This window comes from Bacteroides sp. (assembly GCF_052357945.1).
GTDB lineage: Bacteria > Bacteroidota > Bacteroidia > Bacteroidales > Bacteroidaceae > Bacteroides.
Genome location: NZ_DAWCXD010000039.1, coordinates 1 through 16,488 on the forward strand (window position 1 = coordinate 1; position 16,488 = coordinate 16,488).

9 protein-coding genes are annotated in these 16,488 nt (G+C 39.4%); all 9 read left to right on the forward strand.

What is annotated here, in order from left to right; all coding sequences use genetic code 11:
- Positions 1 to 96 precede the first annotated feature (96 nt).
- The 9 genes from ACT8YW_RS09750 (at position 97) to ACT8YW_RS09790 (ending at position 16,012) form a co-directional block, all read left to right on the forward strand.
- Positions 97 to 1,260, forward strand: coding sequence for an AGE family epimerase/isomerase (locus ACT8YW_RS09750; protein WP_444104779.1), 1,164 nt, complete (start codon positions 97 to 99; stop codon positions 1,258 to 1,260).
- Positions 1,261 to 1,312: 52 nt separating this feature from the next.
- Positions 1,313 to 4,537, forward strand: coding sequence for a SusC/RagA family TonB-linked outer membrane protein (locus tag ACT8YW_RS09755; protein WP_444104780.1), 3,225 nt, complete (start codon positions 1,313 to 1,315; stop codon positions 4,535 to 4,537).
- An 18-nt stretch (positions 4,538 to 4,555) separates the two neighbouring features.
- Positions 4,556 to 6,217, forward strand: a complete 1,662-nt coding sequence (locus ACT8YW_RS09760; RefSeq protein WP_444104781.1) for a RagB/SusD family nutrient uptake outer membrane protein — start codon at positions 4,556 to 4,558, stop codon at positions 6,215 to 6,217.
- A gap of 18 nt (positions 6,218 to 6,235) precedes the next feature.
- The gene (locus ACT8YW_RS09765; RefSeq protein WP_444104782.1) at positions 6,236 to 7,939 is read left to right on the forward strand and encodes a DUF5018 domain-containing protein; all 1,704 of its coding nucleotides are present in this window, start codon (positions 6,236 to 6,238) and stop codon (positions 7,937 to 7,939) included.
- A 90-nt stretch (positions 7,940 to 8,029) separates the two neighbouring features.
- A complete protein-coding gene (locus tag ACT8YW_RS09770; protein ID WP_004297565.1) occupies positions 8,030 to 9,028 on the forward strand; it encodes a phosphodiester glycosidase family protein in 999 nt (332 codons plus the stop codon).
- Positions 9,029 to 9,081: 53 nt separating this feature from the next.
- Positions 9,082 to 10,485: an alpha amylase family protein gene (locus tag ACT8YW_RS09775; RefSeq protein ID WP_444104783.1), complete on the forward strand. Its 1,404-nt coding sequence runs from the start codon at positions 9,082 to 9,084 to the stop codon at positions 10,483 to 10,485.
- A 22-nt stretch (positions 10,486 to 10,507) separates the two neighbouring features.
- A complete protein-coding gene (locus ACT8YW_RS09780) occupies positions 10,508 to 11,941 on the forward strand; it encodes a calcineurin-like phosphoesterase C-terminal domain-containing protein (RefSeq protein ID WP_444104784.1) in 1,434 nt (477 codons plus the stop codon).
- Positions 11,942 to 11,948: 7 nt separating this feature from the next.
- A complete protein-coding gene (locus ACT8YW_RS09785; protein ID WP_444104785.1) occupies positions 11,949 to 14,603 on the forward strand; it encodes an alpha amylase family protein in 2,655 nt (884 codons plus the stop codon).
- Positions 14,600 to 16,012, forward strand: coding sequence for a DUF5009 domain-containing protein (locus ACT8YW_RS09790; RefSeq protein ID WP_444104786.1), 1,413 nt, complete (start codon positions 14,600 to 14,602; stop codon positions 16,010 to 16,012). The genes ACT8YW_RS09785 and ACT8YW_RS09790 overlap by 4 nt, the downstream gene beginning before the upstream one ends.
- Positions 16,013 to 16,488 lie beyond the last annotated feature (476 nt).

Below are 16,488 nucleotides of genomic sequence, written 5' to 3' on the forward strand. Positions count from 1 at the left end.
AGACTACCGGGAAGTCGCTGGAGGAGATTGAAAGATATTGGACCCGTTCGGAATAGTAAAACAAAAAGACCTTAATAACTTAATAATAAAAGATGTATGGATTTTAAGAAACTGGCAAATCAATACAAGGATGAACTCTTGGATAATGTTCTTCCTTTCTGGCTTGAAAACTCACAAGACCATGAATATGGAGGCTACTTCACTTGTTTGGATCGTGAAGGAAGAGTTTTCGATACAGATAAGTTTATCTGGCTGCAAGGCCGCGAAGTGTGGATGTTCTCTATGCTTTACAATAAAGTGGAAAAACGTAAGGAATGGCTGGATTGTGCCGTTCAAGGTGGTGAGTTTTTGAAAAAATATGGACATGATGGAGACTATAACTGGTATTTTTCCCTCGACCGTTTGGGTAGACCATTGGTAGAACCATACAATATCTTTTCATATACATTCGCTGCCATGGCTTTCGGGCAATTAAGCCTTGCAACCGGTAATCAGGAATATGCTGACATTGCTAAGAAAACCTTCGATATTATCCTTTCCAAAGTAGATAATCCGAAAGGTAAATGGAATAAACTTCATCCGGGCACTCGTAATCTAAAAAATTTTGCCCTGCCGATGATACTATGCAATCTTGCAATGGAAATTGAGCATATTTTAGGCAAGGACTATTTGGAACAAGCGATGGATACTTGTATTCATGAAGTTATGTCTGTCTTCTATCGTCCCGAACTTGGTGGTATCATTGTTGAGAATGTAGATGTGAATGGTAATCTGATAGATTGCTTTGAAGGACGGCAGATTACCCCTGGCCATGCGATTGAAGCCATGTGGTTTATAATGGATTTAGGGAAACGCCTAAACCGTCCGGAATTAATCGAAAAGGCTAAGAACATCACTCTTACAATGCTTGAATATGGTTGGGATAAAGAATATGGAGGTATCTACTATTTTATGGACCGTAACGATTGTCCTCCCCAACAACTGGAATGGGACCAGAAACTCTGGTGGGTGCATATTGAAACACTCATATCTCTTTTGAAGAGTTATCAATTGACCGGAGATAACCAATGTCTGGAATGGTTTGAAAAAGTACACGATTATACATGGACCCATTTTAAAGATAAAGAGCATCCCGAATGGTATGGATACTTAAATCGGAGAGGTGAAGTGCTACTACCACTCAAAGGAGGAAAATGGAAAGGATGTTTCCATGTACCAAGAGGGTTATACCAATGCTGGAAAGTATTGGAACAGCTATAAACAATAATGGATATGTTAACCAATCTATATTAATAATCTAAAAATTAATTCTATGACAGAGTTTAACTCAAAAATCAAGAAGAACTCTCGTATATTGAAAATATTTATGTTTTCAATCTGCGCGCTATTTGCATGTGCTATCAGTAGTCATGCACAGAGTTTAGTGAAAGGAGCTGTTACTGATGGTATAGGAGAACCGCTACCAGGAGTAAGTGTTGTCGTAAAAGGAACTACTAATGGCACTATTACAGATGTAAATGGAAAATATAGCATTCAGGCCACCGCAAAAGACATTTTATCATTCTCATATGTTGGAATGTCAGATCAGGAAATAAAGGTAGCAGGTCAGACGACCATTAATGTGGTTATGAAAGATGATGTGGCAGCTTTGGATGAAGTGATTGTGGTAGGATATGGTACTGCCAAGAAGCAATCTTTAACCGGAGCCGTATCTGCGGTGAAAGGCGACGAACTGCTGAAAGCACCGGCAACCAATGTGTCGAGTCTTTTAGGTGGACGTTTGCCAGGTATTTCATCTGTTCAAGTATCTGGTGAACCCGGAGACGATCAGGCTACATTACGAGTTCGTGGCTCTATTTATAATGTTACTTATATAGTAGACGGAATGCCTCGTTCTATTAATGATATTGACCCTAATGATATCGAAAGTGTATCTGTTTTGAAAGATGGAGCTTCTGCAGCTGTTTATGGATTAAAAGGAGCCGGTGGTGTTATTATTATAACTACAAAAAAAGGTCAGGAAGGAAAATCCAAAATCACTTATAATGGTTCAATAGGAGCATCTATGAATGCAAACTTTCCGCAGTTTATGAATGGACCTCAATTTGCATATTATTATAATATGGCTGACATGATGGATAAAATGGCTAATGGAAGCATTTCAAACATTAGTCAATATAATCCCGTTTTTACAAAGGCGAATGTGGAAGCTATGTTGAATGGTGATCCTACTGACGGATGGGATAATGTTAACTATATTGATAAAGTATTCGGAACCGGTATTAATCAGAAACACAATGTAACAATACAGGGAGGTAGTGATAAGATGCGTTACTTTGCTTCTGTGGGTTATTTAGGTCAAAAAGGTAACATTGACAATTTCTCTTACAAGAGATACAATTTAAGAACTAATCTTGAGACTCAACTGGCTAAGAACTTCCAGTTAAGTTTAGGTATTGCAGGAAATGTCGGTAAACGTGAAACTCCGGGATATGCTTCAGGCGGTACGGATTCTAATTCCGAATTGGGTGAACAAGGTTGGTTGTCAGTAGCTCATCAGACTATAATGATGCATCCCTATTTGCCGGAAACATATGACGGACTTTATACTGCTACTACACAGAATAACACAAGTCTGCCCAACAGTCCGTTGGCTGCTATTTATGAATCCGGATACAAGCATACCAATAGCTTTGATTTGCAGACCAACATCTCATTGCAATACAATGTGCCTTGGGTTAAAGGTTTGAGTGTAAAAGTAACCGGAGCTTATGACTATACAACTTCTCATAATAAGAATTTGAATACGCCTTACTCTACATATATACATAAAATGCCGACTTCGACAGCAGATTGGACTTGGTCTAAAGCAGACGATCCTCGCGGCACAGCAAATGGAATAAATTTAGGTGAAGGACAGTATAGTTCTCATCAAATGGTAGGCCAAGGAAGTATAAACTATGCAAGCTCCTTCGGAAAACATAATGTAGAAGCAATGGTATTGGCAGAAATCCGGGATTATAAAGAAAACAGTTTCTCCGGCTATAATAAGAACATGAGTTTCTCTGAACTACCGGAATTGAGCTTTGGACAACCGGCAGACTCTCCAATCTCGGGATACAGTGATGCAAACCGTAGTATTGGTTATGTTTTTCGTTTGAAATATGACTATGACAATAAGTATTTGGCAGAGTTTACAGGTCGATATGATGGTTCTTACAAATTTGCCGGCAATGTTAGTGGGAAACGTTGGGCATTCTTCCCGTCAGCGTCAGTAGCGTGGAGAATATCTAAAGAAGATTTTATGTCTAGTCTGACATTTCTGGATGATATGAAGATACGTGCATCTGTCGGTTTATTAGGAAACGATGCAGTGAGTCCGTATGCTTTCCTTAGTACTTACAATTTGATGGATGGTAACAAAAATGCATACCAGACAATTCTGAATGGAAAAGTAATGCAAGCATTACGCGCCTCTGTAATTGCCAATCCTACTCTAACTTGGGAGAACACCTTAACCTACAATGCAGGATTTGACTTTACGATGTGGAATGGTCTGTTGGGAATGGAGTTTGACGCATTCTATAATTATACCTATGATATTTTGACAGCAATGGGAGGCGATTACCCGCCATCTATGGGAGGATATTATTATACTTATGCCAACTATAATAAGGTGGATAGCAAAGGCGTTGAAGTAACGGTGAGCCATCGTAATAAATTAAACTTGGCAGGTAAGCCATTCTCCTATGGCGCAAGCTTCAATCTGACATTTGCAAGAAACCGTTATCTCCGTTATCCGGATAGTCCGAACACAGTAGAGTGGAGAAAACGCACAGGACGTAGTGTCGATGCTTCTGTTGTGTGGGTTGCAGATGGCTTATTCCGTTCGGAAGAAGAAATAGACAATTCAGCCTGGTATGGCACTCGTCCTAATGTCGGTGATATCAAATACAGAGATTTAAATGGTGATGGTAAAATAGACGAAGATGACAGAACACGTGTTGGACGTGGCAATCGTCCCGAGTTAACTTACGGTTTGAATCTGAATTGTGCTTGGAATGGATTCGATTTAAGTGCACAATTTACTGGAGGTGCACTGTTTGATGTATCGTTGACAGGAACTTATTACAATGGATATGACGATAATACAGTCTGGACACAGGCATTTAAAGAAGGTGCCAACTCACCACTATATCTGGTTCAGAATGCATATACAGTAGAAAATCCGAATGGAACATTCCCACGACTTACACTGGGTAATCAAGGACACGGAGGAGATAATGGATTAGCTTCCACTTTCTGGTTGCGTAACGGTAGATACCTTCGTCTCAAATCCGCACAATTGGGTTACACATTCCCCAAGAGATGGATGAGTCCTGTCGGCATTCAGAATCTTAGAATTTATGTAGAAGGTTCTAATTTATTCACGATTTCCGGTCTTCCTGATGGAATCGATCCTGAATCTCCGGGAGTAAACAACGGATACTATCCTCAACAACGCACCATTATGGGCGGTATAACTTTGACTTTCTAAACCTTTAAAAGTTCTATTATGAAAACAAAAGTATTAAGTATCATATTGTTGGGAGCCTCTTTAGGGCTTGGCTCATGTAGTGATTATCTGGACATGACTCCAACAGACAGAGCATCAGATAAACTTGTATGGAGTAAACTCGACTATGCAGAACAGGCAGTCAACGATTTCTATCGCTATATAGATTATTTAGGAGTCTACAGGGATGGACAATGTTTGGCAGGAATGACAGAAGCTCTGACAGATCAGCTTAAATATGGTTCCTACAACTATATGGCTAAATGTCAGATACCTAGTGAAATTGCTTATGGAGGTTCTGTTCTCACAGTGAATTATGTTAGTACTTACCTTGGCAACTGGGGGACGATGTACGAATATGTGCGCCGTGTCAATGAAGGTATCAACAAATTAAAGAAATATGCTTCATTTGCTCAGGCTGATGAAGAACGCTTGGAAGCTGAAATGCGTTTCTTCAGAGGGTATCTCTATACAGATTTATTAAAGCGTTATAAAGAAGTGATTATATACGATGAGAATCTGGATAATATAAAAAAGGATATGCCAGTTAGTTCGGAAGCCGACGGATGGAATTTTGTATATAATGATCTAAAATATGCCGGTGAACATTTGCCTGTTGATAAAACTCCTAACGGACGTTTAACTAGCGGAGCTGCTTATGCAATGTTATCGAGAGCTATGTTGTATGCGGAAAGATGGGATGACGCTCGTATCGCAGCTGAAAAGGTGATGGGAATGGGTTATGAATTAGAAGCAAAAGAAGACTATTCAAATGCCTTTAAAGCAGGAAGCAAAGAAGCCATTCTACAATATTGTTATGATAAGAGTTCCACTGTGACTCATGACTTTGATGGATATATGGTTCCTGGAGGTGATAAAGCGCTCGACGGCAATTCCATGACCGGAGGATTCGGTACCCCGACACAAGAAATGGTTGAATCGTATGAATATGCAGATGGTAGTGGCTTCCCCGATTGGAGTACATGGCATACTGCTGAAGGTACTACAACGACTCCTCCTTATGCCAAATTGGAACCACGTTTTAAAGCTACCATTCTCTATAATGGAGCAACATGGAAAGGCAGACCGATAGAATCTTTCGTAAACGGTACTGATGGTTGGGCTGCATGGAAAACAGATGCCAAACCGGAAGGACGTTCTACTACCGGGTATTATTTACGTAAACTGGTAGATGAAGCTCATAATTTTACTTCCATACAAGCCAGTACACAGCCATGGACCGAAATTCGTTACGCAGAGGTATTACTGAATCATGCAGAAGCATGTTATCATCTGAATGGCTATACGGATAAGGCAAATAAAGACATAAAAGATATTCGTAACAGAGTGGGATTGTCTTACACAGACAAAAGTGGGGATGATTTAATGAAAGCCATCCGTCAGGAACGCAAAGTAGAACTTGCTTATGAAGGACATTATTATTGGGACATGCGTCGTTGGAAATTATCTGCGACAGCATTTACCGGTATTCGTCTTCATGGAATGAAAATAGAGAAAAATGCAAATGGGTCTTTCACTTACATTTATACAGAATGTGATGATAAAGATCGTAATTTCCCGACTAAGATGTATCGTTTCCCAATGCCACAGACAGAGTTGGACAATAACGGTGCGGTAACTCAATATGCAGAATGGCAATAAATCTAAAATGAAAACATTATGAAAAAGAATATAACTATATCATATCTATTATTAGGGATTTTGGCTCTCACGAGTTCTTGCCAGGATCCGGAATATGTGCTTCCTACTGCGGACAGACAGGGAATCACGAGCTTGACTGCACTCTTTACTTCTGGGCCATACGTGGATAAAGAGGCTGTGGTATATACTATTGCAGATGCTTCTGTAGATAAGTATGTAATTCCTATGCCATGGTATTATCCGGAAAATAGTGATAATGAAACTTCAGAATATATGAAAGCGATGAGGATTCAGGCAAAGTTGGCACCAAACTGTACTATTGAACCGGTTCTTTCAATTCTCGATCTGACTAAAGAGAATTATTTCACTTATACAGACGCTCAAGGATATAAGAAACAAATCTGCATCACAGGCGAAAGAGTTAAGTCTACTAAGTGTCAGTTATTAAGTTTCTCAATACCGTCTGAAGACATTACAGGTATTATTGATGAAGACCACAAAACTGTATCTTTAATCTCTGCGGAAGATTTATCTTCTTGCTTGGCAGATTATTCACTGTCGGCTCATGCGACCATGTCACCGGATCCTAAAACAGAGCCTCTTAATTTTAATTCACCTGTTGAGCTTACAGTGATTGCTCACGATGGAGTGACAAAGCAAACTTATACTATTCAAAAAGCAGTACCGGATAAGATTCCTTACGGATATAGAAAAGGTAGTGAGACAGAATTATTTAAATTGGATATGGGAGTTATCGGCTTACCTTGGACTGGAGCAAATGCACCTTCTTTAGCTGTTTCCGGAAATAATCTGGTAGTTTGCTTGGGTGATGGTACCACAACTCCTGCATATTACAATGCATCTACGGGAAATAAGATTGGTAATGTAACTTTGGGTAGTGTGAGTGTTGCATCTTTAGGATGTATGACAAGTGATAGTAGGGGAAATATATTATTAGCAACGAAGGCTACTAATGGCAAGTCTTTCTCAATCTATAAGACTTCTTCTGTTACGACTGCTCCAACTTTATTGACTACTTATACTAATAATACAGGGTTAGATATGGGTACGAAAGTGTCTGTTCAAGGAGATATTAATACTAATGCCTCTATTATTGCCACTTGTGACGGAACAGCCAGTTCAGGTTCCAATAAGTTTGTTCGTTGGATTATAACAGACGGTGTATTGGGAAGTCCTCAAGTAGTAACAGTGAATGGTGTAGGTAATTGGGGAGCTCCCGCATCAAACACTAAAGTTGTGACTAAAGGAACTACTGCTCAAAGTGATTATTTCTTGTCATACTATGATCCTAACATACTTTATTGGGTGAATGGAGCAAATAATAATGCAAGTAAATCTTTGGAAGACTCCGATAATGGCAATTCTTGGGCTATGAATAACAACTGTCTAGATACAAGGAGCTTCAATAATGCACAATATCTTGTATTGGTATGTACAGCTCACTTCCCGCAATGGGGTGGAACTCCATGCTTATATATGTATGACGTAACATCAGACGGTTCATTCACTGGTACAGTGTCTAGTTCAGATGCTTTGTCATTCAATCCTTCACTTTCCTCATACAATTCAGCTGATGGTGTAGCTGCAACAGGCGATGTATTGCTTGCACCGACAACCGATGGATATAAACTCCGTGTTTACTATGTGGATAACAACTGTAAGGTTATCGGAGGATATGAATTTGATTGTATCGACAAATAATTAATCTCTTTATCTCATATATGATGAGAAAGTATCTACTCGTCATATATGGGATAAAGAAATCCGTAAATCATTTAAAGGAGTAGCTATATGTCAACAAAGAAAAAAATGTCATGGTTGTTATTATTACTACCTTTTTTTATAGCATGTGGTGATGATAACACTGATATTCCGGATTGGCCATGGGCAGAGCCGGAGACTCCAACTGAACCTGTTGAAGCCAATCCTGATATTGTAAATTTGGGCTGGACTAATGTAAAAGACACTTATGGAACTTTACCTGAACATATCAACGTATATAAATCACCGGAAACATTGGAAGGCAAAAAGGCGATAGCTTATATTGCTGTGGGTAATATGAGTAAAGCAACATTTGGTGTATTAGGAGAAAAAACAGGATTGAAAAAGCCAAAAGAATTTTATGAAGAAAATAACTCCACGATTGTAATCAATGGAGGTTTCTTCTATGAGGGTTCATTAAGCCTAATATGGCGTAACGGTGAAATGGTGTGTAAGAACAATGATGTAACAGCAGAAGATTGGACTAACGGTCCATTCTGGTATCCTGTATTAGCTGCATTCTGTGAAATGAATGATGGCTCATTCAAATCAATGTGGACTTACACAACACTATCCAATGTTACTTATTGGTATTCGGAGCCCTCACCGGTAAAATCAGAAACAACTCCTGACGAAAATTTTCCGTCTACAGGAACTGTCTTAAATGCTAAAACAGGAATAGGCGGTGGCCCCGTACTTCTGTTGGATGGAAACATAAAGAATACATACGAAGAAGAAATCTTATCAGATATTGGGGCCACGGTGAACAGACCTCGTTCGGCTATTGGTATCACCAATGATAAGAAAATGATTCTTTTTGTGTGTGAAGGAGATGGAATGACAACGGGAGTTGCCGGTATGACCACCGAAAATGTAGCTAATATCATGAAAACACTGGGATGTACGGATGCTATCAATTTGGATGGCGGTGGTTCCAGTTGCATGTTAGTCAATGGGCAAGAGACTATCAAGACAAGTGACTCCAGCGGAGACGAAAGATCCGTAGCATCAGTAGTCACTCTTAAATAAAAAATGTACTGCGGATATATCAGGCAGTATCTACCTAATAAAACAAGTATGATATGAGAAAATTTCTAAAAATACTAATACTGACTTTCTTGGGAGCAGTTACAATAACCTCCTGTAGTGATGATTCTGATGGAATTCCCGGATGGCCGTGGAACGATAATTCGACAGAAAAGCCGGACGAGCCGGATGTTGCAGAAGCTAAGCCACGATATATTTGGATTGATGCGGCTGCTAATTTTCCTGACTATGCCAATAGTAAGGAAAACATAGCCAAAGATATGGAAAAGATAAAAGCGGCAGGATTCACTGATATTATTGTCGATGTACGTCCCACTACAGGAGATGTATTATTCAATACTAATGTTGTAGATCAGGTGAAACGTATGGATGTATGGGGTAATTCCGGATATAGTTATTATGAAAGGACGGAAACTTGGGATTACTTACAGGCATTTATTGATGAGGCTCGTATACAAGGATTAAAAGTGAATGCTTCTATCAATACATTTGTAGGAGGCTATTTATGTCCGTATAATTTGGGACATGATGGAGTCTTGTTCCGTGATGAATCAAAAAAAGGATGGGCAAGTGTAGCTAATCTGACTGATGGGCTAACGAATACAATGGATTTGTTGGATGATGAAACCGATTATGGAGCGAAATTCTTCAATCCCGCTAATGATGATGTACAAAACTTTGTTTTACAGTTGTTGGCCGACTTGGCTAAATATGATTTGGATGGCATCATATTGGATCGTTGTCGTTATGATGACTATGGCTTAGAAAGCGATTTTTCAGATATTTCCAAACAGAAGTTCGAAGAATACATCGGTGAAACTGTAGCAAACTTCCCGGCAGATATTATGGCACCCGGTACGGATGAAATACCTTCTGACCAGTCTGTTTATTTTAAGAAGTGGTTGGAATTCAGAGCGAAAGTTATTCATGATTTCATAGTAAAGGCACGCGAGAAAGTTAAATCTGTCAATAACAATATCAAGTTTGGAGTTTATGTTGGTGCCTGGTATTCAACGTACTATACATCAGGCGTGAACTGGGCCAGTCCTAAATACAACACCTCCGCTTATTATCCGAAATGGGCTACTTCCGATTATAAGAATTATGGATATGCGGACCATTTGGACTATATCTTTTTGGGTGCTTATGCTTCCGTGAACAATATATATGGAAGTGGCGAATGGACCATGGAAGGTTTTTGTAAGAATGGACGTGAACTGTTACAAGGAGATGTACCTTTTGCAGGCGGACCAGATATCGGTAACAGTACCGGATGGACTGACGGAGGACAATCTGCAAAAATTCCGGATGCTATTGATGCTTGTATCAGTAATAGTGACGGCTTCTTTGCCTTCGACCTTTGCCACGTTAAGAAATACGACTATTGGAACGCTTTTAAAACAGGCTTTGATAAATATCTGGAATCTATCGAAGAATGAGGTTTGAACTAACCAACTAATTATGAAAATATATTTATTACAATCCTTTTTATTAATAGGTCTGGGCTTGAATTTACAAGCCCAGATTCCTTCTAACCCTATTCGCGGGAAAGTAACCTGTAATGGGACAGGAGTCCCGAGGGTAGTAGTGACCGACGGAATAGACTGTGTTTTGACTGACCAGCAAGGCCAATATACTCTCCCCCCTAATAGGGATGTTCGTTTCATTTATTTATCCACTCCTTCCGGATATTTACCGAAAACAGAACAAACAATACCTTTATTCTATCAGAAGCTGAATCCGGCCAAGCAAGATATTTACGACTTCGAATTGGTAAGAAATCCGCAAAATGAGATCAATCATTTGTTTTTGGTGCAGGCAGATGCGCAGGTTACTTCCGAAGATGACGTAAAGGCTTATGCTAAATATCTGCAAGATATGAAAGAATATATTCGTCCGTATATGGGCAAAAAAGAAGTATTCGGCATAGATTGTGGTGATATCGTAGGAGATACTCCTTCTTTATATCCTTCCTATATAGATACGGTATCATCATTAGAGATTTCCATCTATCGGGCAATTGGTAATCACGACATGACGTATGGAGGGCGTACTTTTGAATATTCTTATCGCACTTTCGAAAGTTATTTCGGTCCTATCTACTATTCATTAAATAAAGGTAATGCTCATTATATCGTGCTTGACAATTGCTTTTATGTCAACCGTGATTATCAATATATAGGTTACATTGATGAACGTACTTTCCAATGGCTGGAGAAAGATCTCTCTTATGTGCCCAAAGACAAACTTGTCTTTGTAGTGATGCACATTCCTTCCAGTCTTCAGAAGAAGCTAAGATATAACACGCTAGATCAAGATGAAACGGTCAATACAGCTGCACTATATAAATTATTGGAAGGTTATAATGCCCACATCATTTCCGGACATACACATTTTAATGTAAACGTATGTTTTAATGACTCATTAATGGAACATAACACAGCTGCCGTATGCGGTACTTGGTGGCGTGCAGATATTAATGTGGATGGTACTCCGAGGGGATATGGGGTATATGAAGTAGACGGGAACCAAGTGAAATGGCTATATAAAAGTGCAGGCTACCCGAAAGAGCATCAATTACATGTATATCAGGCCGGATCATCTGACGAGTACCCTTCCGATATTATTGCTAACGTATGGAACTGGGATGAACAGTGGAAAGTGGAATGGTATGAAAACGGAAAGCGAATGGGAGAAATGCAACGCTACAAAGGATATGATCCTGCAGCCAAAGCAATCTGTTCTGACAAAGAAAAGGTGAAATATGAATGGATTTCCCCAGTTCTTACCGAACATCTATTTCATGCTACTCCCCGTAATAAAAATGCTAAAATAGAAGTGAAAGTAACAGATCGCTTCGGTAATGTGTATACTGAAGCTGTCGAAAACAAATAAGAATCGTATGTTGAAAGCCAAATATTTTATATTATTGATATGCTTCTCGTTTCTCCTGAAAACAGAAGCGAAAGTAACCCTTACTTCCATTTGGGGGGATAATATGGTGTTACAGCAACAATCGGAAGTTACTTTTTCCGGAACAGCGACTTCGGGAAAACGTGTGCAGGCTACCGCTTCATGGAATAATAAAAAAATCCAAACGAATGTTGATGCAAAAGGTGAATGGAAACTTTCTCTCCAAACACCGGTAGCTGGAGGTCCGTATAGTATTACGTTCTCGGATGGAGAGGACCTCACATTGCAGAATATTTTAATAGGAGAAGTCTGGTTCTGTTCCGGACAGTCGAATATGGAAATGCCAGTGAAAGGATTCCGTGGACAGCCTGTGTTTGGTTCCCAGCCATACATTGTATCTGCTAATCCCAAACGTCCACTGCGTCTCTATACTGTAAAAAATGCCTGGAGTACCATTCCACAGGAAGCTGGGGTGGACGGAGAATGGAAAGAAGCCTCTCCGGAAGATGTTGCTGATTTCAGTGCAACTGCCTATTTCTTTGGCAATCAGTTACAGCAATCTTTGGATGTTCCTGTCGGTCTGATACATTGTTCCTGGAGCATGTCAAAAATAGAGGCTTGGATGAATAAAGAGACTTTATCGGGCTTTCCGGAAATAGCATTGCCTGATGTAGCACAGAAAGAGTTCGGGTGGACGGCAGGGACTCCTACATTATTGTGGAATGCAATGGTGAATCCATGGAAAGGATTTCCTGTTAAAGGAGTGATTTGGTATCAAGGTGAAGCAAACACACCCGATCCCGGATTATATAAGAGATTATTTCCTGCAATGGTTTCTCAATGGAGAACATTCTTCAACAATCCCCAAATGCCATTTTATTACGTACAGATTGCACCATGGAAATCGGAAGGCAATGATAAACTGGATTGGGCTTGGTTCCGTCAATGCCAGCTGGAGCTGATGTCAGCTGTTCCAAATGTTGGAATGGTGACCACAGGTGATGCCGGGAGTGAAAACTTTATTCATTCGCCCTATAAGATAAAGGTCGGTGAACGACTGGCTTATTGGGCATTGGCAAAAACGTATCATCGTAAAGGTATTCAATATTCCGGTCCTATATACAAATCCCACCGGGTAAAAGGGAATGTAGTAGAAATAGACTTTGAACATGGTGAAGAAGGATTGACTCCGGAAAATCAAAACGTGAAAGGATTTGAAATAGTGGGGACGGATGGTATATTCCGACCGGCCAAAGCGGAAATTATCAATGGTTCTTCTACTGTAAAGGTCTGGAATGATTCGATCAATGACCCCATAGAGGTACGTTATTGTTTCCGGAATTATATGTTGGGAGAATTATGCAATAATGCGGCTATTCCTGCTTCTCCTTTCCGGATTGTAATCAAAAAGAAACCTGCGTTAATGTGGTTCGATGCCGAAGCTAACTTCGAACGTTTCAGCCATAAAGACTCGATTGACTATTATTTGGAGAAAATCAAATCAGTAGGTTTCACTCATGCAATAGTGGATATACGGCCCATTACGGGAGAAGTACTTTATCAAAGTCAGTTTGCCCCACAAATGAAAGAGTGGAAAGGCGCAAAGGCCGGGAATTTTGATTATTTGCAATACTTCATTAAAAAAGGGCACGAATTGGGTCTTGAGATTCATGCTTCATTAAATGTATTCTGTGCCGGACACAATTATTTCGATCGTGGAATGGTATATAGTGGACATCCGGACTGGGCATCCATGGTATATACTCCCGATAAAGGCATTATTCCGATTACGGAAGAAAAACAAAAATATGGTGCTATGGTTAATCCTCTGAATGAGGAGTATCGTGCGCATATTCTAAATGTACTGAAAGAAGTAGTGACCAAATACCCTGATTTGGATGGCTTGATGCTCGACCGCGTACGCTATGATGGTATAACAGCCGACTTCTCACCGCTTTCACGCGAAAAGTTTGAAGCGTATATAGGTAAGAAAGTGGCGAAGTTCCCCGAAGATATTTTTGTTTGGAAGAAGAATACGGATGGGAAGTTTATCACACAACCGGGAAAGTATTTCCAGAAATGGATGGAATGGAGAACGAAAAACATTACTGATTTTATGGCATTGGCACGTAAGGAAGTGAAAGCCGCCAATCCAAAAGTTTCTTTCGGCACATATACCGGAGCTTGGTATCCGTCTTACTATGAAGTGGGAGTTAATTTCGCCAGCAAAAAGTATGATCCGGCTAAAGACTTCAGTTGGGCCACTCCCGAATATAAAAATTACGGATACGCGGAACTGATCGATTTGTATGCAACCGGAAATTACTATACAGACATAACGATAGAGGAATACAAGAAAACGAACCGCAACATCTGGAACGAGACAGATTCGCAGGCTCAAGCCGGTACATGGTACTGTGTAGAAGGTTCCTGTCAGCACTTGCGTCAGATTCTTAAAGACAACAAGTTTATGGGCGGCATCTTGGTGGATCAGTTCTATGATAATCCGGGGAAATTATCTGAAACAATAGAGATGAACCTTCGTCGATCGGATGGACTAATGGTATTCGATATAGTACACATCATCCAAAAGAATCTTTGGAAAGAAGTAGAAAAAGGAATGCGCGAGGGGGGAGCTTTATGAACAACAGAGCTTTAGCTTTAGATGCCTTACGGGGATATGCGATTATTACGATGGTGCTTTCGGCTACCATCGTAACGCATGTTCTTCCCGGTTGGATGAGTCATGCTCAAACGCCTCCGCCAGATCATGTGTTTAATCCTCTGTTGCCCGGTATTACTTGGGTAGATCTTGTGTTTCCTTTTTTCCTATTCGCTATGGGAGCCGCGTTTCCTTTTTCCATAAGGAAGCGTGCTGAAAAAGGTGATTCAAAATTAAAACTTGTTTATGAAGCTGTCAAACGGGGGATTCAGTTGACTTTCTTTGCTATTTTCATCCAGCATTTTTATCCGTATATGTTAAGTTCTCCGCAGGATATCAGAGCATGGCTGCTGGCTATACTCTGTTTTGCTGTTCTATTTCCCATGTTCATGCGCATTCCTTTGAAAATGCCGGATTGGGTACATATTTCAATAAAAGTGGGAGCTTACATTGTCGCTGCCATTATGTTGGCTACCACTTCTTATGCGGATGGGAAAACATTCAGCTTATTCTCCAGCAACATTATCATTTTGCTGTTGGCTAATATGGCTATTTTCGGTTCTATCCTTTACATTTTCACAATGCATAATCGTTGGATGCATTTAGGAATTCTGATATTGCTGATGGCTATGATAGTAGGGAGTACGGTTGACGGTTCGTGGACACAGAGTGTATTTAATTATACTCCTCTGCCGTGGATGTATCGGTTTGATTATTTGAAATACTTATTTATCGTTATTCCCGGCAGTATAGCTGGGGAGTATTTAGCGGAGTGGATGAAAGCATATCAAAAAGAGACGGATGATTATGCTACATCTCCTTATCGTAAAATGAGTATTATGTTGATGATATTATCCGTTGTTATCATCATTAGCAATCTTTACGGTCTATACACTCGTAATTTGGTTGTCAACCTTGTGTTTACTGTTTTATTGTTATTAGCTGGTAAGTGTATATTTCCACGTAAAGTGGATGGAATAGCTTTATTATGGAGAAAGTTGTTTAACGCAGGGGCATATTTACTTCTTCTGGGTTTGTGCTTTGAGCCTTTCCAGGATGGTATTAAAAAAGATCCAACTACTTTTAGTTATTTCTTTGTCACTTCCGGACTGGCTTTTCTGGCTCTTTTATTTCTAAGTATCGTTTGTGATTATTTCCGGTGTGTGAAAAGTACTCGTTTTTTGGTGATGTCCGGTCAGAATCCGATGATAGCTTATGTGGTCGGCGATTTGTTGATTATGCCATTGGCTAATATACTTGGAATTGCTTCATTATTATCTTATTTTCAACAAAATGCCTGGTTGGGATTTCTTCAGGGAGCAATCCTTACTTCTTTAGCTGTTTTAGTAACTATGTTCTTCACAAAAATCAAATGGTTTTGGAGAACATAAATATCAATATGATTAGTTTATATCAAATTGATCGACATACTGTCGTTCTTTCTTTGATTTTATTATTTCTCACTTTTTGTAAATGAGAGAAAGTAGAAAGAGAAAACAATAAAATACGGTATTTATATGCATAATTACGAATAAAAGAACGGTCATTTGCATATAAATTACCGTATTATTATAGAAAAACACACGCTTGATTGTGATGAAACGTACGGTTAGTTTTAAAGAAACACACGGTTGGTTTTAAAGAAACGTCACGTACATTTAAAAGGAAGCATATTCTGCTCGTAAAAACATGATTTATCGATTTATTAGAAGTGCTTTGATGAATTTGTTTTATTAAACAAAAAGCACGAAAAGATTGATAAATATATTCACTATGTAATGCATGATATTAAATAGAAATGATTGTGCTCTATAAAGGAAGGATTTCTTTAATTTCTGAATAATACTAATGCTTAATCTACGCGATT

Bases quoted from the DNA above. Each gene is read 5' to 3' on its own strand.
- ACT8YW_RS09750 (WP_444104779.1), top strand. From the start codon at position 97: ATGGATTTTAAGAAACTGGCAAATCAATACAAGGATGAACTCTTGGAT.
- ACT8YW_RS09755 (WP_444104780.1), top strand. From the start codon at position 1,313: ATGACAGAGTTTAACTCAAAAATCAAGAAGAACTCTCGTATATTGAAA.
- ACT8YW_RS09760 (WP_444104781.1), top strand. From the start codon at position 4,556: ATGAAAACAAAAGTATTAAGTATCATATTGTTGGGAGCCTCTTTAGGG.
- ACT8YW_RS09765 (WP_444104782.1), top strand. From the start codon at position 6,236: ATGAAAAAGAATATAACTATATCATATCTATTATTAGGGATTTTGGCT.
- ACT8YW_RS09770 (WP_004297565.1), top strand. From the start codon at position 8,030: ATGTCAACAAAGAAAAAAATGTCATGGTTGTTATTATTACTACCTTTT.
- ACT8YW_RS09775 (WP_444104783.1), top strand. From the start codon at position 9,082: ATGAGAAAATTTCTAAAAATACTAATACTGACTTTCTTGGGAGCAGTT.
- ACT8YW_RS09780 (WP_444104784.1), top strand. From the start codon at position 10,508: ATGAAAATATATTTATTACAATCCTTTTTATTAATAGGTCTGGGCTTG.
- ACT8YW_RS09785 (WP_444104785.1), top strand. From the start codon at position 11,949: ATGTTGAAAGCCAAATATTTTATATTATTGATATGCTTCTCGTTTCTC.
- ACT8YW_RS09790 (WP_444104786.1), top strand. From the start codon at position 14,600: ATGAACAACAGAGCTTTAGCTTTAGATGCCTTACGGGGATATGCGATT.